The following is an 18,096-nucleotide window of genomic DNA, read 5'->3' as shown; positions in this document are numbered from 1 at the left end:
AAAAGCTCGGCCCCTGAACCGCCACCGCAGCCTCATCGCGGTGGTCAACGCCAACAACCAATGCACTTGCGAGGACACTATGGCCCGTTTCGAACTGCAAAAACTCTACATCGATGGCGCGTACTCCGACGCTGGCAGCGATGCCACCTTCGAAGCCATCAACCCGGCGAACGGTGAAGTCCTCGCCCAAGTGCAACGTGCGACCAAGGAAGACGTCGAGCGCGCTGTGGTCAGCGCCGAAAAGGGCCAGAAAATCTGGGCCGCGATGACCGCCATGGAGCGTTCGCGCATCCTGCGCCGCGCCGTCGACATCCTGCGCGAGCGCAACGATGAACTGGCTGCTCTGGAAACCCTGGACACCGGTAAAGCCTTCTCCGAAACCAAGTACGTCGACATCGTCACCGGCGCCGACGTGCTGGAATACTACGCAGGCCTGGTACCCGCCATCGAAGGCGAGCAGATCCCGCTGCGTGACACCGCATTCGTTTACACCCGTCGCGAGCCGCTGGGCGTTGTCGCCGGTATCGGCGCGTGGAACTACCCGATCCAGATCGCTCTGTGGAAATCCGCTCCAGCGCTGGCCGCCGGTAACGCGATGATCTTCAAGCCAAGCGAAGTCACCTCGCTGACTACCCTGAAACTGGCTGAAATCTACACCGCAGCCGGCGTACCGAATGGTGTGTTCAACGTTCTGACCGGCAGCGGCCGCGAAGTCGGCACCTGGCTGACCGAGCACCCGCGCATCGAGAAAATCTCGTTCACTGGCGGCACCGACACCGGTAAAAAAGTAATGGCCAGCGCTTCGGCTTCGTCGCTCAAAGACGTGACCATGGAACTGGGTGGCAAATCCCCGCTGATCATCTGCGACGACGCCGATCTGGATCGCGCTGCCGACACCGCGATGATGGCCAACTTCTACAGCTCCGGTCAGGTCTGCACCAACGGCACTCGCGTGTTCGTACCGAGCCACCTGAAAGCCGCTTTCGAAGCCAAGATCGTCGAGCGCGTTGCGCGCATCCGCATCGGCAACCCGGAAGACGAAAACACCAACTTCGGCCCGCTGGTCAGCTTCCCGCACATGGAAAGCGTGCTGGGCTACATCGCCAAGGGTAAAGAAGAAGGTGCCCGCGTCCTGTGCGGCGGCGAGCGTCTGACCGACGGCGAATTCGCCAAAGGCGCATTCGTTGCTCCGACCGTGTTCACCGATTGCACCGACGACATGACCATCGTTCGTGAAGAAATCTTTGGCCCGGTCATGGCGATCCTCTCCTACGAGACCGAAGAAGAAGTGATCCGCCGCGCCAACGACACCGACTTCGGCCTGGCCGCCGGTATCGTCACCAAAGACCTGAACCGCGCTCACCGCGTGATTCATCAACTGGAAGCCGGTATCTGCTGGATCAACGCCTGGGGCGAGTCCGACGCAAAAATGCCGGTGGGCGGTTACAAGCAGTCGGGCGTTGGCCGTGAGAACGGCATCAGCTCGCTGAACAACTTCACTCGCATCAAATCGGTACAGGTCGAGCTGGGCGATTATGTCTCGGTGTTCTAAGACCGAGTCTTGTATTGCTCGCGAGGCCGCCTTCGCGAGCAGGCTCGCTCCCACATTGGAACAGTGTCTCCTGTGGAAGCGAGCCCGCTCGCGATTCGAGTGCAAAGCACTCGTCAGGCCCGACCTGACCAACTTCAAAGAGGGTGCATTCAATGTCCCAAGAATTCGATTACATCATCATCGGTGCCGGCTCGGCCGGTAACACCCTGGCGACCCGTCTGACTGAAGACGCTGGCGTCACCGTTCTGCTGCTCGAAGCAGGCGGCCCGGATTACCGTCTGGACTTCCGTACGCAAATGCCCGCCGCACTGGCGTTCCCGCTGCAAGGCCGTCGCTACAACTGGGCCTACGAAACCGATCCAGAGCCACACATGGACGGTCGCCGGATGGAATGCGGTCGCGGCAAAGGCCTCGGCGGCTCTTCGCTGATCAACGGCATGTGCTACATCCGCGGCAACGCGATGGACTACGACAACTGGGCCAAGCTGCCGGGCCTTGAAGATTGGGACTACCTGAACTGCCTGCCGTATTTCCGCAAAGCGGAAACCCGCGACATCGGCCCGAACGACTACCACGGTGGTGAAGGCCCGGTCAGCGTGACCACGCCTAAGGCGGGCAACAACCCGTTGTTCCACGCCATGGTTGAAGCGGGCGTACAGGCCGGTTACCCGCGCACCGAAGACTTGAACGGCTACCAGCAGGAAGGTTTCGGCCCGATGGACCGCACCGTGACGCCAAATGGCCGTCGTGCGTCCACCGCCCGGGGCTACCTTGACGTTGCCAAAAAGCGTTCGACCCTGACCATCGTCACCCACGCCCTGACCGACAAGATCCTGTTCGAAGGCAAGCGTGCCGTTGGCGTGCGCTACCTGGTCGGCGACGCTGAAGAGCGTGTTGAAGTCAAAGCGCGCAAAGAAGTCCTGCTGTGCTCCGGCGCCATTGCTTCGCCGCAGATTCTGCAACGTTCCGGTGTAGGCCCGGCAAAACTGCTGGAAAGCCTCGACATCCCGGTTGTTCACGATCTGCCGGGCGTGGGTGAAAACCTGCAGGATCACCTTGAGCTGTACCTGCAATACGCTTGCACCCAACCGGTTTCGCTGTACCCGTCGCTGCTCTGGTACAACCAGCCAGCCATCGGTGCCGAGTGGCTGTTCAACGGCACCGGTATCGGCGCCAGCAACCAGTTCGAAGCCGGCGGGTTCATCCGCTCGCGTCCGGAATTCGAATGGCCGAACATCCAGTACCACTTCCTGCCGGTCGCGATTAACTACAACGGCAGCAACGGTGTGAAAGAGCACGGTTTCCAGGCGCACATGGGTTCCATGCGTTCGCCAAGCCGTGGTCGCATCCAGGTCAAATCCAAGGATCCGCGTCAGCACCCGAGCATCCTGTTCAACTACATGGCCACCGAGCAGGACTGGCAGGAATTTCGCGATGGCATCCGCCTGACCCGTGAAATCATGCAACAGCCGGCACTGGACGCCTTCCGTGGCCGCGAAATCAGCCCGGGCATCGAAGTGCAAACCGATGAGCAACTGGACAAGTTCATCCGTGAGCACGCCGAAACCGCGTTCCACCCGTCCTGCTCGTGCAAGATGGGCACTGACGAGATGGCTGTGGTCGATGGCGAAGGTCGCGTGCACGGCATGCAGAGCCTGCGTGTGGTCGATGCCTCGATCATGCCGATCATCACCACCGGCAACCTGAACGCGCCGACGATCATGATCGCCGAGAAAATCGCCGACAAGATCCGTGGCCGCAAGCCATTGCCGCGTAGCACCGCTGCTTACTACGTCGCGGGCGATGCACCGGTGAAAGGCAAGCCGATGCGTGATATCACGCCGGTTGCTCAGTAAGACTTGATACCGAGGCGCGGCCTTCGTCGGAACGCCGCCCGGAGACAAGCCCGCTCCCACATTTGATTTGTGAATAACGCAGATCCAGTGTGGGAGCGAGCCTGCTCGCGAAGGGGCCCTTACATTCAGCACAAATTCCCTCGCTGGACAGTAAATCCTCCTACACCCCCTCTTCACTTGATCCTACCCCCACGCAGGCCTACTCTAGACCTCGCGCAACCGTTTCACCTCTCCCGCCGAATCGCTATGCCCCGCCACTCCATAACAAGGAGGTTTCCGAATGTTCGATTTCCACCCCCAGCTCAAGCAGCGCTTCGCTGCCTTGCGCACGGGCGCTGAGTTCTTTTCCCTGCGGTATGTGCGCGAGTCCGGCCAATACCTGTCGGTGCGCAAGAACGTTGCCGAGCCGCCGAGCCTGGGCCGCGACGAAGGTGCGATGCTCACCGTGCGTGTCAACGGCGTCGAAGCCTACGCCGCGACCAACGACCTCTCGCAACGAGGCCTGCAAGCCGCCCTTGAGCGTGCCGAACTGCAGGCCCGGGCGATCAAACCCCATGCCTTGCTCGACCTGCGCGATCAGCCGGTGTCGAGCGACCGCGCTGATTACTTTTCACCCAATCTCGAGCAACCCTTCCCGTCCCTGAGCGAATGCTTCGAGCTGCTCGGCGCGGAATCCGCCTCGGTGCCAAAGGATGAGCGCCTGGTGAATTGGGAAGTGAGCATTGGCATCAGCCACGTCGAGCAAATCTACCTGAGCAGTGCCGGCGCCGAACTGCGCCAGGCCCAGCGCTTCGTCTACCCGGGCCTCGACGTCACCGCCTACGACGGCAACGATAGCCAGACCCGTAGCCTCGGCCGCGAGAACTTCGGCCAACAGGGCGGCGCTGACGTGATCAGCCGCTGCGGCCTGGTCGGCGCCGGTCCGCAGGTTGCCGATCAGGCCCTGCAACTGCTGCTCGCGCCAAACACCCCGCAAGGCCCGCGCGACCTGCTGCTGATACCCGATCAAATGATGCTGCAGATCCACGAATCCATCGGTCACCCGCTGGAGCTCGACCGCATTCTCGGTGACGAGCGCAACTACGCCGGCACCAGTTTCGTCAAAGCCAGCGACTTCGGCAGCCTGCAATATGGCTCGAAACTGCTCAATGTGACCTTCGATCCGGGCATCCCCGAAGAGCTCGCCAGCTACGGCCATGACGACGACGGCAGTAAGGCCAGCAAACAATTCCTGATCCGCGAAGGCCTCTTGCTGCGCCCGTTGGGCGGTGCGCTGTCGCAGTTCCGCGCAGGGCTGGACGGTGTTGCCAACAGCCGCGCCTGCGGCTGGAACCGGCCGCCGATCGACCGTATGGCCAACCTCAACATCGAGCCGGGCGACCAGCCACTTGAACAGATGATCAAAGGCATCGAGCACGGCATTCTGATGAGCACCAACCGTTCGTGGTCGATTGACGATGCGCGTAACAAATTCCAGTTCGGCTGCGAATGGGGTCAGTTGATCGAGAACGGCGAACTCAAAGGCGTGGTAAAAAACCCCAACTACCGGGCGATTTCCGCGCACTTCTGGAAGAGCCTGCGCGCCGTCGGCGACGCCAGTACCGTCAAGGTGCTGGGCACGCCGAACTGCGGCAAAGGCGAACCGAACCAGGTGATCCGCGTCGGCCATGCTTCGCCGGCCTGCGTATTCAGCAACGTTGATGTATTTGGGGGGGACGCCTGATGGCTAACGTAAAGAGTCAGGCTGAGGCCTTCAAGGTTCTGGTCAACTGGCTGCGCGATACGGTGCGCGAGCCCGAGCAGTTCACCCTCAGCTACGCCGCCGAATCGTCGGCGTTCGTGCGTTTCAACCACGCCAAAGTGCGGCAGGCCGGGCAAGTGCAGCAGGCCGACGTCGGCCTGAAACTGGTCAACGATGGTCGCCATGCCGACTTGTACATCACCCTGTCGGGCGATCTGGAAGCCGATCTGCAACGCCTCGCCGAAGGCCTGCAACAACTGCGCGAAACCCTGCCGCTTCTACCACAGGATCCGTACCTGCTGCTCAACCACAACGGCTGGCAGAGCCAGAACGTGCAGGAGCATCCACTGCCGGACACCGAACAGGTGGTTGATGAAATCTGCGCCGCCGCTGAAGGTCTGGACCTGGTCGGTTTCTACGCCGCTGGCCCGATCAGCCGCGGTTTCGCCAGCTCTTCAGGCGCCTTCGGCTGGCATCAGGCGAATAGCTTCAACTTCGACTTCAGCCTGTTCCACGAGAACGGCGAAGCAGTGAAGGCCAGCTACGCCGGGCACGACTGGAGCAGCGAAGGTTTTGCCAAACGCTTCCAGCAGGCGCGCGAGCAACTGGCGTTTCTGGGTCGACCATTGCGCACGCTGGCGCCGGGACAATATCGCGCTTATCTGGCACCGGCAGCGCTGGAAGAGATCATGGGCATGCTCAGCTGGGGTGGTTTCTCGGCGCAGTCGATTGCCAGCAAAAGCAGCCCGTTGCAGAAGCTGTACGTGGGCGATCAGACGTTCAGCCCATTAGTGTCACTCGATGAAAAAGTCAGTGAATCGTTGAGCCCGGCGTTTTCCGGCGAAGGTTATCCGCGCAGTGATCTGCGCTTGATCATCGAGGGCAAGGCCGGTGAGCAACTCGTCGGATCGCGCAGCGCGGCTGAATACGGTCTGACAGCCAACGGCGCCAGCGGCGGTGAATCGCCAAGTGCGTTGAACATGGCCGCCGGTGATCTGTCGCAAGCGGATATCCTCAAGCAATTGGGCACCGGGCTGTACATCAGCAATCTGTGGTACCTGAACTTCTCGGATCAACCGGCGGCGCGCTTGACCGGCATGACCCGGTTTGCGACGTTCTGGGTCGAGAACGGCGAAATCCAGGCGCCGGTCAGCACCATGCGTTTTGACGACAGCGCCTACAACCTGCTGGGTTCGCAGCTGGAAGCACTGACGGCGGAGCGCGAGTTGTTGCTGTCGGCGAGCACGTATAGCCAGCGCAATACTTCGTCGGCATTGTTGCCGGGGGCATTGGTGAGTCGACTGACCCTGACCCTCTAAGACAAAGATCTCCAGAACACTGGAGATCTAATGTGGGAGCGAGCTTGCTCGCGAAAGCGATTTGTCAGTCGCTATTGATGGTGACCGATACACCGCATTCGCGAGCAAGCCCGCTCCCAGCCAAAGCCAAACCGCGCTCGACCATGGATATGCATTAACCCCAACCACCAGAGGTTCCATGCCCAACCGCCCGCCTCTCGACGCCATCACCGCCCGCTGGTTGCCGTGGGTCGTCGCCATCGCGTTCTTCATGCAGTCCCTCGACGGGACCATCCTCAATACCGCCCTCCCGGCGATGGCCCGAGATCTGGCGGAAGACCCGTTACGCATGCAAGGCGTGGTCATCGCTTACATGCTTACCGTGGCCCTGCTGATCCCCGCTTCCGGCTGGATCGCCGACCGCTTCGGCACCAAGAAAATCTTCTTCGGCGCGATCCTGCTGTTCAGCCTCGGCTCGCTGCTTTGCGCGCTATCGAGCAGTCTGAGCATGCTGATCGGCGCCCGAGTGATTCAGGGCCTGGGCGGCGCGTTGATGCTGCCGGTCGGACGCCTGGTGGTTTTGCGCGCCTATCCGCGATCGGAACTGGTGCGGATCATGGGCTTCATCACCATTCCCGGCCTGCTCGGCCCGTTGATCGGCCCGACGATGGGCGGCTGGATGGTCGAATACCTGACGTGGCACTGGATCTTTCTGATCAACCTGCCGGTCGGCGTCATCGGTTGTTACGCGGTATGGAAATTCATTCCCGACCTGCGCGGCACTGAGCGCACGCGCTTCGATAGCCTCGGCTTCCTGCTGTTTGGCGCGGCGATGATCCTCATCACCATCGCCATGGAAGGCCTCGGCGAACTGCACCTGCCGCACTTGCGGGTGATGTTACTGTTGTTCGGTGGCATGGCGTGTCTGGCGGCGTACTGGCTGCGCGCCGGGCACATCGAAAACCCATTGTTCGCGCCGTCGCTGTTCAAGACCCGTACCTTTGCCGTTGGCATTCTCGGCAACCTGTTCGCCCGCCTAGGCAGCGGCGCCTTGCCGTTTCTGGTGCCATTGCTGCTGCAAGTGGCGCTGGGCTATTCGCCGTCGCAAGCCGGGATGAGCATGCTGCCACTGGCCGCTGCGGCGATGATCGCCAAGTGGGTGGCGCGGCCGCTGATCGAACGCCTCGGCTATCGCATTGTGCTGACCGCTAACACGCTGGCGCTGGGTCTCATGCTGGCGAGCATGGGCCTGGTCAGCGAGCAGACGCCGTATTGGTTGCTGCTGTGCCTGCTGGCGGTGCTCGGCGCGATCAACTCGCTGCAATTCACCGCGATGAACACCGTGACCCTGATCGATCTGGATGACGCCAGCGCCAGCAGCGGCAACAGCTTGCTCTCGGTGGTGGCGCAGTTGTCATTGAGTCTCGGTGTGGCGTGCGCCGGTGCATTGCTCGGTGGTTTTACGGCGGAGATCGGCAACGATGGCGTGGAAACCGTGCTGGGTGCGTTCCAGTTAACCTTTGTCACCGTCGGCATCATGGCGATGCTCGCCGCGACGATCTTCTCGCAGCTGTCGAAAGAAGACGGCCGGCGCGCCAAACGGCCGGAAGAACACATCGAACATTAATCGCTGTTCGTCCAGAACTTTCGAGGAAAGTGGCCCGGGGCTGCTACACTGCGCGACATTTTGTTTTGCAGGCCAGTCCCGTGACCACCATCGCCACCGCTTTTAATACTCTGCCGCTGTCCGCCGCCATGCTGGCTAACCTCGAATCCCTCGGTTATGCCCAGATGACGCCGATCCAGGCGCAGAGCTTGCCGGTGATCCTCAAAGGGATGGACCTGATCGCCCAGGCCAAGACCGGCAGCGGCAAAACCGCTGCATTCGGCATCGGCCTGCTCAACCCGATCAACCCGCGCTATTTCGGTTGCCAGGCACTGGTGATCTGCCCGACGCGTGAGCTGGCCGACCAGGTCGCCAAGGAAGTCCGTCGTCTGGCCCGTGCCGAAGACAACATCAAGGTCCTGACCCTGTGCGGCGGCGTGTCGTTTGGCCCGCAGATCGCTTCGCTGGAACACGGCGCACACATCATCGTTGGTACTCCTGGCCGCATCCAGCAGCACCTGCGCAAGGGTTCGCTGGTGCTTGATGGCCTGAACACGCTGATCCTCGACGAAGCTGACCGCATGCTCGACATGGGTTTCTACGACGCCATCGAAGACATCATCGTCAAGACCCCGGAGCGTCGTCAGACCCTGCTGTTTTCCGCCACTTACCCGGTGGGCATCAAGCAACTGGCCTCGAAATTCATGCGTGATCCGCAAACGGTCAAGGCCGAAGCGTTCCACGATGACACGCAGATCGAGCAGCGTTTCTACGAGATTTCCCCGGAAGACCGCATGAGCGCAGTGACCAAAGTCCTGCACCACTTCCGCCCGGCGTCCTGCGTGGCGTTCTGCTTCACCAAGCAGCAAGTGCAGGAAACCGTCGATCACCTGACCGCCAAAGGCATCTCCGCCGTCGGCCTGCACGGCGATCTGGAACAGCGTGACCGCGATCAGGTGCTGGCGATGTTCGCCAACCGCAGTACTTCGGTACTGGTCGCCACCGACGTCGCCGCCCGTGGTCTGGACATCGATGCGCTGGACATGGTGATCAACGTCGAACTGGCCCGCGATTCGGAAATCCACATTCACCGCGTCGGTCGTACCGGTCGTGCCGGCGAGAAAGGCATTGCCATCAGCCTCGTTGCACCGGGCGAAGCACACCGCGCGCAGGCCATCGAACAACTGCAGAAATCGCCGCTGAACTGGGATCAGGTCGACAACCTCAAGTCCCAGGGGCTCGCCCCGCTGCAGCCGCCGATGACCACCCTGTGCATTGGCGCTGGCCGTAAAGACAAAGTACGTCCGGGCGACATTCTCGGCGCACTGACTGGCGACGCCGGCATTCCGGGTGCTCAGGTCGGCAAGATCGCGATCTTCGATTTCCAGGCGTATGTGGCGGTTGAACGCACCGTGGCCATGCAGGCCCTGCAGCGCCTGAACGACGGCAAGATCAAGGGCCGTTCGTTGCGCGTGCGTATCTTGTAAACGATCTGCTGCCCGACAGAGATCAAATGTGGGAGCGGGCTTGCTCGCGAAGAGGGAGTGTCAGACAACATCAATGTTGACTGATATACCGCTTTCGCGAGCAAGCCCGCTCCCACATTGGCCTTCGGTGAATATTGAATTCTTTGTGAGGACACCGTTTTGCGCTCTACCGAAGTCGTGATCATTGGCGCTGGCGCCGCAGGGTTGATGTGTGCACTGACCGCCGCCGGGCGTGGGCGTCAGGTGTTGCTGCTCGACCACGCGAACAAGGCCGGCAAGAAAATCCTGATGTCGGGCGGTGGCCGCTGCAATTTCACCAACATGTACACCGAACCGGGCAATTTCCTCTCGCAGAACCCGCACTTCTGCAAATCCGCACTGGCGCGTTACACCCAGTGGGATTTCATCGGCATGGTCGGCAAACACGCCGTGCCGTACCACGAGAAGAAACTCGGTCAGTTGTTCTGCGATAACAAATCCAGCGATATCCTCGAAATGCTCCTCACCGAGTGCGATCAAGTTGGCGTCGAACTGCACCTCGACACCTCGATCCAGACGATCGAGAAAGTCGAGAGCGGTTACCTGCTCGACACCACCCTCGGCCAGATCCAGTGCCAGTCGCTGGTGATCGCTACCGGCGGTCTATCGATCCCGACGCTGGGCGCTACCGGCTTCGGTTATCAGGTGGCAAGACAGTTCGGCCACGAGTTGCTGCCGACTCGCGCCGGTCTGGTGCCGTTCACCATCACCGATCAGCTCAAGGAACTGTGCACCGAGCTGTCCGGCACGTCGGTGGATTGTCTGGTCAGCTGCAACGATCAGAGCTTTCGCGAGAATATTCTGTTCACTCACCGTGGCCTCAGTGGCCCGGCGATTTTGCAGATTTCCTCGTTCTGGGAGTCCGGCGACACCGTCGAGATCAACCTGCTGCCGGATCACGACGCCGCCGCATGGCTGCAACAGCAAGTGGCCGAGCGCCCGAACAGCGAGCTGAAAACCCTGCTCGGTGAAATCTTCACCAAGAAGATGGCCAATCTGCTGGCAGACAACTGGTTCGTGTCCAAACCGATGAAGCAGTACACCCATGCGGAACTGGCGGAGATCGCTGACAAGCTGGGCAGCTGGAAAGTCGTGCCGGCCGGCACTGAAGGCTATCGCACTGCCGAGGTAACACTCGGTGGCGTCGATACCCGCGAAGTGTCGTCCAAGACCATGGAATCGCTGAAAAGCCCGGGCCTGTACTTCATCGGCGAAGTGCTCGACGTGACCGGCCACCTGGGCGGCTTCAACTTCCAGTGGGCCTGGGCGTCCGGCTACGCCGCTGCGCAGTACGCTTAACTGAAGGCCAAATACAAAACACTGTGGGAGCGAGCCTGCTCGCGAATGCGGTGTACCAGTCGACATCAATGTTGAATGACACACCGCTTTCGGGAGCAAGCCCCCTCCCACATTGTTATGTGTGATGCAGTAAGGAACACTTTTTGCTGTCAGATGTGATCGGCGCCATTGCGTCGGCGTCATTACTGGCTCAATTTAGCGGCATCGCCTCGGAAGGCCTTCGCACTTCATGTCCTCGACCTCGTTTCGTCAGTCTTTGCGGCGCCTGTGGGCGCTGGATAAATTCAGCTACAGCGTGCGGGTGTTCATCGCCCTGACCGGCAGCATGGCGCTGTGTTGGTATCAGGATGAAATGGGCCTGCTGATCCCGTTGTTCCTGGGGATTATCGCCAGCGCCCTGGCCGAGACCGACGACAGTTGGCAGGGCCGCCTCAACGCACTCGCCGTGACGCTGGTGTGTTTCAGCATCGCTGCGCTGTCGGTGGAATTGCTGTTCCCCTACCCCATCGTCTTTGCCATCGCTTTGGCCCTGGCCAGTTTCGGCCTGACCATGCTCGGTGCGCTCGGCGAGCGCTATGGCGCGATTGCCTCGGCGACGTTGATTCTGTCGGTGTACACGATGATCGGCGTTGATCAGCGCGGTGGCGCGGTCACCGATTTCTGGCACGAACCGATGCTGCTGGTGGCCGGTGCGGCGTGGTACGGCTTGCTCTCGGTACTGTGGCAGGCAATGTTTTCCAACCAGCCAGTGCAGCAGAGTCTGGCGCGATTGTTTCGTGAACTGGGTTTTTACCTGAAGCTGAAAGCCTCACTGTTCGAGCCGATCCGCCAACTGGATGTCGAGGCGCGCCGACTGGAACTGGCCCAGCAAAATGGCCGCGTAGTCGCCGCGCTGAACAGCGCCAAGGAAATCATCCTGCACCGGGTCGGCAACGGTCGCCCCGGCTCGAAAGTCAGCCGTTACCTGAAGCTGTACTTCCTCGCCCAGGACATCCACGAACGCGCCAGCTCCTCGCACTATCCGTACAACGCGCTGGCCGATGCGTTCTTCCACAGCGACGTGCTGTTCCGCTGCCAGCGCCTGCTGCGCCAGCAAGGCAAGGCCTGCCGGGCGCTGGCCGAATCGATCCAGATGCGCCAGCCATTCGTCTACGACGCCAGTTTCGCCCAAGCCCTGAGCGACCTCGATGCCTCGCTCGAACACCTGCGTATCCAGAGCAATCCGGCCTGGCGCGGCCTGCTGCGCTCACTGCGCGCACTGGCCGCCAACCTCGGCACGCTCGACCGTTTGCTCAGCGACGCGAGCAACCCCGACGCCTTGGCCGATGCGACCGACAGCAGCCTGCTCGACCGCTCGCCGCGCAATCTGAAAGACGTGTGGGTTCGCCTGCGCACGCAACTGACACCGACTTCGTTGCTGTTCCGCCATGCCCTGCGTTTGCCGCTGGCGTTGAGCATCGGCTACGGCATGGTGCATTTGATTCACCCCTCGCAAGGCTACTGGATCATCCTCACCACGCTGTTCGTCTGCCAGCCGAACTACGGCGCGACGCGACGCAAACTCGGTCAGCGGATTCTCGGCACCGCCATCGGCCTGACCATCGCCTGGGCGTTGTTCGATCTGTTCCCGAGCCCGCTCGTGCAGTCGTGCTTCGCCATCGCCGCCGGGGTGGTGTTCTTTACCAACCGCACCACCCGTTACACCCTGGCGACCGCCGCGATCACCATCATGGTGTTGTTCTGCTTCAATCAGGTCGGTGACGGTTACGGGCTGTTCCTGCCGCGACTGTTCGATACCTTGCTCGGCAGCCTGATCGCCGGCCTGACGGTGTTCCTGTTCCTGCCCGACTGGCAGGGTCGGCGCCTGAACAAAGTGCTGGCCAACACCCTGACCTGCAACAGCATCTACCTGCGCCAGATCATGCAGCAATACGCCGCTGGCAAGAGCGATGACCTCGCTTATCGCCTGGCCCGGCGCAATGCGCACAACGCCGATGCAGCGCTGTCGACAACGCTGGCAAACATGCTGATGGAGCCGGGGCATTTCCGGAAGGAAGCGGACGTCGGCTTCCGCTTTCTGGTGTTGTCGCACACCTTGCTCAGTTATCTGTCAGGGCTGGGCGCGCATCGTGAGACGCAACTGCCTGCAGAGGTGCGCGAGCATCTGATTGACGGTGCGGGTGTGAGCCTCGCGGCGAGCATTGATGAAATCGCTCAAGGGCTGGCGAGCAAGCAGCCGATTGCGATTCAGAGTGATGAGGAAGAAGCGCTGGCCAATGAGCTGGAACAGATGCCGGATGAGATTGATGAAGGGCAACGGCTGGTGCAGACGCAACTGGCGTTGATCTGCCGGCAGTTGGGGCCGTTGCGAACGTTGGCGGCGCACCTGATCAAGGATACCAGTGAGGTCAGCGCTGGCTGAAAGGACGCCTTCGCGAGCAAGCCCGCTCCCACAGTTGGAATGCGGTTTAAATGTGGGAGCGGGCTTGCTCGCGAAAGGGCCATCAGCCGCACCGAAGATTTTGGATTAACCCTCACATCCCATGCTGCCTCAGCAGCCGGTCATAACTGCCATCCGCCTTCATCGCCGCAATAGCCCGATCAAACCCCGCGACAATCTGCTCATGCTGCGGATTCTTCAGGCTCACCAATATATGCAGGCTGTTCTCGCTCAACGGCTTGGGCAAAAACTCCACGGCATTGCGCACCTTGGCTGATTCGCGCGCCAGGTAATACCGCGCCACATACTCGTCCTCCAGCGTCAACTTGACCCGATCCGCCGCCAACATGCGCACGCCCATGGCGAAGTTATGCACAGGGACTTTCTGCAACGCCGTATCGGCCTCGAATGGCGGCGAGTAGGCGTAACCGCGCACCACGGCAATCGGATAGGTGTGCAGTTGTTGCAGGTTGTTGTATTCGAGGGGGGTGTCTTTGCGTTTAAGAAAACGGATACGGTTGACCAGATATTCAGCGGAAAACTGCCCGAGCTTCGTCCGCTCGTCGTTGTACCAGGCGTTGACCAGCACGTCGTAACGGCCCTCGCCGACGCCCAGCAGTGCCCGCGCCCACGGCACCTGCTCGTAGCCGCTGGCATAGCCCGCACGCGCCAGCGCGGTGCTGACGATGTCGGTGGCCAGACCGCCGTTGACCAGCGTGTCGTCGGTAAAGGGTGGCCAGATATCAAACACCAGCCGCAGCTTTTCGGCGGCAGCGGTTTGGGCCAGCAAGAGCAATCCGATCAAAGCAAAGGCTCGATGCAGTCGTGGCATGCTTGAAAATCCTTAGCGGGCGGCACGCCCGGCGTGTTTTCAGTCAAAACCCCAAGGCCCCTTACCGGCAAAACCCAGGCCCTAACATTAGCTCATTGCAGCCAGTGCACAGCGCTCTCCAGCAGATTACACAAAGAAGACACGGGTGCGAGAAAGGAATGATGGCAATTTGACCTTTGTCACAGACTCTTACGCCATACAGACATCTACGGGCGCTGCGCTTAGTATCGGGCGACACGTTCAAGGAATCGAAAAATGACAATCGAATGGGTTTGCAAACATCACAGCGATTTGGGCAAAGAGCAGTTGTATGCCCTTTTGAAGTTGCGCTCGGAAGTGTTCGTGGTCGAACAGAAATGCGCGTATCCAGACCTCGACGGCCAGGATCTGGAGGGCGACACCTACCACCTGATGGGTTGGGAGGATGACCAGTTAATGGCCTACCTGCGTTTGCTCGACCCGGAATCCCAGGGCGGTGACGTGGTGATCGGGCGCGTGATCACCGCGCCGCAGGGCAGAGGCAAAGGACTGGGCCACGAGATGATGGAACAAGCGCTGAAACAGGCCGAGAAGCATTGGCCGCAGGTGCCGATCTATCTCTCGGCGCAGGCGCATTTGCAGGGGTATTACGGCAAGTACGGGTTTGTCGTGGCGGGTGAGGAATATCTGGAGGATGACATTCCGCATATCGGGATGCGTCGTTCTTAAGGGCCCTTTCGCGAGCAAGCCCGCTCCCACATCTGGAATGCATTCCCCTGTGGGAGCGGGCTTGCTCGCGAAGGCGTCAGCTCAGGCCAACACCTTTCACGGATATTCCAGCACCGCTTTTATCTGCCGTAAATGGCGCTCGATCCACCCGCGATCAATCGCCCCCCACTCGCGAATCCGATAACGCCCGGCATGATTGCGCGCGCCCTCTTCCTGCTCGAATTCACAGACGATATCCAGATCCGCCAGCGCCGCGATCGTGTCCTGCGCCGTGCGCCGGGGCATGCCGGTGACTTCGGTCAATGCCGGTACGCTGGGCGCCAGGCCGCTGTCGATCAGGTAAGCCACATAGAGGCGGCGGTAGAAACTGCTTTTGGTCTTGCTTACGTCCATGCATGCACTCCGAATCGATTAACGATCAAAAGATCGCAGCCTTCGGCAGCTCCTACAGCTGCGTGCAATCTTTTGATCTGGAACTTCATTGCAAATCCCGCCAGGTCAGGTACACCCGCAGATCAAACTCGACCTGGTGATACCCCGGCAGCATGTGCTCGCACAATTTATAAAACGCCTTGTTGTGATCCGACTCTTTGAAGTGCGCCAGTTCATGCACCACGATCATTTTCAGAAAGTCCGGCGCAGCTTCCTTGAACAGCGAGGCGATACGAATCTCTTTCTTGGCCTTGAGCTTGCCGCCCTGCACGCGCGAAACCGTGGTGTGCAGACCGAGGGCGCGATGGGTCAGGTCGAGGCGGTTGTCGAACAGCACTTTGTCGATGGCCGGCGCATTACGCAGGTATTCCTGCTTCAGATCCAGCGCGTAGCTGTACAGCGCCTTGTCGCTCTGCACGTCATGCCGGCCCGAATACCGCTGATCCAGGTATTCACCCAGACGCCCGTCGGCGATCAGTTGGCGCACCTGATCCTGCAATTGCGCGGGATAGGCCTGGAGGTACTTCAACACAGTCATGGACGGGCAGCACGGTTCGAAAAGGTGCACCAGTGTAGCGAATTCAACCGGGCAGCGCGCTCCAGTCGAACGGTTCGGCGAAGGTGGCGGCGTCCTCTGCGATCAATGGCCGCGCCACCAGGAAGCCCTGCACGTACTCACAGCCGTGGGCTTGCAGCCATTGGTATTGCTCGATGGTTTCGACGCCTTCGGCAATCACCAGCAACCCGTATTGCTTGCACAGACTGATCACTGTGCTCACCAGCGAAGCGTCCCGCGCCGAGTCCGGCAATCGCGCAATCAGATGGCGGTCAAGCTTGAGCGTATCCAGTTCCAGGTCACGCAAGTGCGCCAGCGAACACGGCCCGGAACCGAAGTCATCCAGCGCCACGCGCACCCCGAGATTGCGCAACAGACGCAACTGCTTGCGGGTTTCGTCGGGGTTTTGCATCAACGCTTCTTCGGTGACCTCGACCTCCAGTTGCCGTGGCTGCAAAGCATGCCGTTCCATGACCTGACGCAGCTCGGTGACTAGATTCGGCAGGCTGAACTGGGTGTTGCTCAAGCTCACGCCAAGCACCAGGTCTTCGGCAAACAGGGTTTCCCAGGCTTTGCGCTGCCCCGCCCCGCGATGATAGATCCAGCTACCGAGCCGACTGATCAACCGCGCTTCTTCCAGCAACGGCAGGAACAGCCCCGGTGGAACATCGCCGACGCTCGGATGCTGCCAGCGCAACAACGCTTCAAACCCGCGTATCTGCCCCGTGTCGATCGCCACCTGCGGCTGATACACCAAGTTGAAGTCGAGGTTTTCGATGGCCGTGCGCACGCTTTCTTCGAGCATCAGGCGCGAGCGGGCGCGACCATTCATTTCATGATCGTAGAAGCGATACTGCTGACGCCCGGCGCGCTTGGCTTCGTACATGGCAATGTCCGACGCACGCAGCAAACCGTCGAGGTTCGAACCGCAATCCGGATACGTGGCAATGCCGATGCTCGCGCCTAGGGCGATATCCAGCCCTTCGATTTGCTGACAGATCGACACCCGCTCGATGAGCTTCTCGGCAATCTTCGCCGCTTGCTCGGGAAACTCCAGATCCAGCAGCGCGGTGAATTCATCGCCACCCATGCGCGCAAGAATGTCGAACGGCCGCAGACACGCCTTCAACTGCTCGGACACCCAGCGCAATACACGGTCGCCGGCATCGTGACCGAGGGAATCGTTGACCCGTTTGAACCCGTCGAGATCCAGATACAGCAGCACCCAACTGCTGTCGTTGCGTTCACCGCGCAGCAGCAGGTTTTCCACGGTCTGGTAGAAACCGCGACGATTGAGCAAACCGGTCAGCGGGTCGGTAACGGCCTGAAACTCCAGCTGCTGATGCAGATGGCGCACCACCGACATGTCCAGCACCGTCACCACCATCGCCTGTTGCTCAGAAGGCAACGGTGCGCAGGACAACGCCACCGGCACCTGCTGGCCGGGGGCGGTGCGCAACAGGGCATCGTGCAGACGCAGGGTTTCGCCACGCAGATAGCTGCTTTTGAATTCGGAATCGGCCCACAGCGGGATGTGCGGTTTCTGCAGGTAATCGAGAAACTCCTTACCCTCCAACTCCTTCACCGGCGCATTGAGCAGCCGTGAAATGGCCGGATTGGCAAAGCGGATCAAGCCGTCCTCGCCCAACACCAGAATGCCCTCGGCGGCGTTATCCAGCACCGAGGCATTAAATGCCCGCGCCACCTCCAGATCGCGAGTCAGTTGCTGCAAGGCCCGGCGGTTGCGCTGGTGTTCCAGCAACGCCTGCACTTTGGGTTTGAGGATCTGCGGATCGAATGGTTTGAACAGGTAATCCACCGCGCCGCTGGCGTAGCCCTTGATCACCGCGTCCTGGGATTGCTCGTTGGCGGTGAGGAAGATGATCGGCGTGAGCCGTGTGCGCTGACTGCCACGCATCAGGCGCGCGACCTCGAAACCGTCCATGCCCGGCATCTGCACATCCAGCAACACCAGATCGACGTCGTGTTCCAGCAACATGTTGAGCGCCTCGAATCCGGAGGCGGCGGTCAGCACGTGCCAATCCTGACGCTGCAACAACGCGCGCATGCTGATCAGGTTTTCAGGGTAATCATCAACGATCAAAAGGACAGAGTTGCCTTCACCTGGCTGGGGTTGCGCGCATTCCATGCTGCTTCTCTTGTCGGGACTACAGGCGGTTTTCCGGCTAAAACCGTACACATACTGAGCCATCACTCTAGTCGCGGATCGACGAAAGCAGTAGCTATCAT

At 60.6% G+C, this 18,096-nt stretch carries 13 protein-coding genes; 9 read left to right on the top strand and 4 right to left on the bottom strand.

Features of this window, described 5'->3' with window-relative positions; all coding sequences use genetic code 11:
• The first annotated feature begins 79 nt into the window (after positions 1-79).
• The 8 genes from betB to yccS all read left to right on the top strand — a co-directional run bounded on the left by betB (position 80) and on the right by yccS (position 13,300).
• Positions 80-1,552 (top strand): betaine-aldehyde dehydrogenase, encoded by a 1,473-nt coding sequence (gene betB / locus ATI02_RS18415; RefSeq protein ID WP_100847002.1) that lies wholly within the window; start codon positions 80-82, stop codon positions 1,550-1,552.
• Positions 1,553-1,704: 152 nt separating this feature from the next.
• Positions 1,705-3,408, top strand: coding sequence for a choline dehydrogenase (gene betA, locus ATI02_RS18410; protein WP_095187096.1), 1,704 nt, complete (start codon positions 1,705-1,707; stop codon positions 3,406-3,408).
• 280 nt (positions 3,409-3,688) lie between these two features.
• Positions 3,689-5,131 (top strand): TldD/PmbA family protein, encoded by a 1,443-nt coding sequence (locus ATI02_RS18405; RefSeq protein WP_100847001.1) that lies wholly within the window; start codon positions 3,689-3,691, stop codon positions 5,129-5,131.
• Positions 5,131-6,468: a TldD/PmbA family protein gene (locus ATI02_RS18400; RefSeq protein WP_100847000.1), complete on the top strand. Its 1,338-nt coding sequence runs from the start codon at positions 5,131-5,133 to the stop codon at positions 6,466-6,468. Before ATI02_RS18405 ends, ATI02_RS18400 begins: the two co-directional genes overlap by 1 nt.
• Before the next feature lie 178 nt (positions 6,469-6,646).
• On the top strand, positions 6,647-8,074 hold the full coding sequence (gene mdtD, locus ATI02_RS18395; RefSeq protein WP_100846999.1) for a multidrug transporter subunit MdtD: 1,428 nt from the start codon (positions 6,647-6,649) through the stop codon (positions 8,072-8,074).
• 128 nt (positions 8,075-8,202) lie between these two features.
• On the top strand, positions 8,203-9,540 hold the full coding sequence (dbpA, locus tag ATI02_RS18390; RefSeq protein WP_238156321.1) for an ATP-dependent RNA helicase DbpA: 1,338 nt from the start codon (positions 8,203-8,205) through the stop codon (positions 9,538-9,540).
• A gap of 159 nt (positions 9,541-9,699) precedes the next feature.
• The gene (locus tag ATI02_RS18385) at positions 9,700-10,878 is read left to right on the top strand and encodes a BaiN/RdsA family NAD(P)/FAD-dependent oxidoreductase (RefSeq protein WP_100846998.1); all 1,179 of its coding nucleotides are present in this window, start codon (positions 9,700-9,702) and stop codon (positions 10,876-10,878) included.
• 229 nt (positions 10,879-11,107) lie between these two features.
• Positions 11,108-13,300 carry a YccS family putative transporter gene (gene yccS, locus ATI02_RS18380; RefSeq protein ID WP_100846997.1) on the top strand — a complete coding sequence of 731 codons (2,193 nt, stop codon included), beginning with the start codon at positions 11,108-11,110 and terminating at the stop codon, positions 13,298-13,300.
• Positions 13,301-13,412: 112 nt separating this feature from the next.
• Here the strand turns inward: yccS and ATI02_RS18375 are convergent, their stop codons facing one another.
• Positions 13,413-14,150 (bottom strand): substrate-binding periplasmic protein, encoded by a 738-nt coding sequence (locus ATI02_RS18375; protein ID WP_100846996.1) that lies wholly within the window; start codon positions 14,148-14,150, stop codon positions 13,413-13,415.
• 255 nt (positions 14,151-14,405) lie between these two features.
• Here ATI02_RS18375 and ATI02_RS18370 point away from each other — a divergent pair, with 255 nt between their 5' ends.
• Positions 14,406-14,858 (top strand): GNAT family N-acetyltransferase, encoded by a 453-nt coding sequence (locus tag ATI02_RS18370; protein WP_095187088.1) that lies wholly within the window; start codon positions 14,406-14,408, stop codon positions 14,856-14,858.
• Between the two features lie 96 nt (positions 14,859-14,954).
• On the opposite strand, the gene ATI02_RS18365 is transcribed toward ATI02_RS18370, so the two are convergent.
• The 3 genes from ATI02_RS18365 to ATI02_RS18355 all read right to left on the bottom strand — a co-directional run bounded on the left by ATI02_RS18365 (position 14,955) and on the right by ATI02_RS18355 (position 17,995).
• A complete protein-coding gene (locus tag ATI02_RS18365) occupies positions 14,955-15,251 on the bottom strand; it encodes a winged helix-turn-helix domain-containing protein (protein ID WP_100846995.1) in 297 nt (98 codons plus the stop codon).
• 85 nt (positions 15,252-15,336) lie between these two features.
• Positions 15,337-15,828: a M48 metallopeptidase family protein gene (locus tag ATI02_RS18360; protein ID WP_100846994.1), complete on the bottom strand. Its 492-nt coding sequence runs from the start codon at positions 15,826-15,828 to the stop codon at positions 15,337-15,339.
• A 43-nt stretch (positions 15,829-15,871) separates the two neighbouring features.
• A complete protein-coding gene (locus ATI02_RS18355) occupies positions 15,872-17,995 on the bottom strand; it encodes a putative bifunctional diguanylate cyclase/phosphodiesterase (protein WP_100846993.1) in 2,124 nt (707 codons plus the stop codon).
• Between the last annotated feature and the right edge of the window lie 101 nt (positions 17,996-18,096).

The organism is Pseudomonas baetica (assembly GCF_002813455.1).
GTDB classification, from domain to species: Bacteria; Pseudomonadota; Gammaproteobacteria; order Pseudomonadales; family Pseudomonadaceae; genus Aquipseudomonas; species Aquipseudomonas baetica.
The sequence above is the reverse complement of the archived record's forward strand: the minus strand, read 5'-3'. Positions and strand labels throughout refer to the sequence as shown.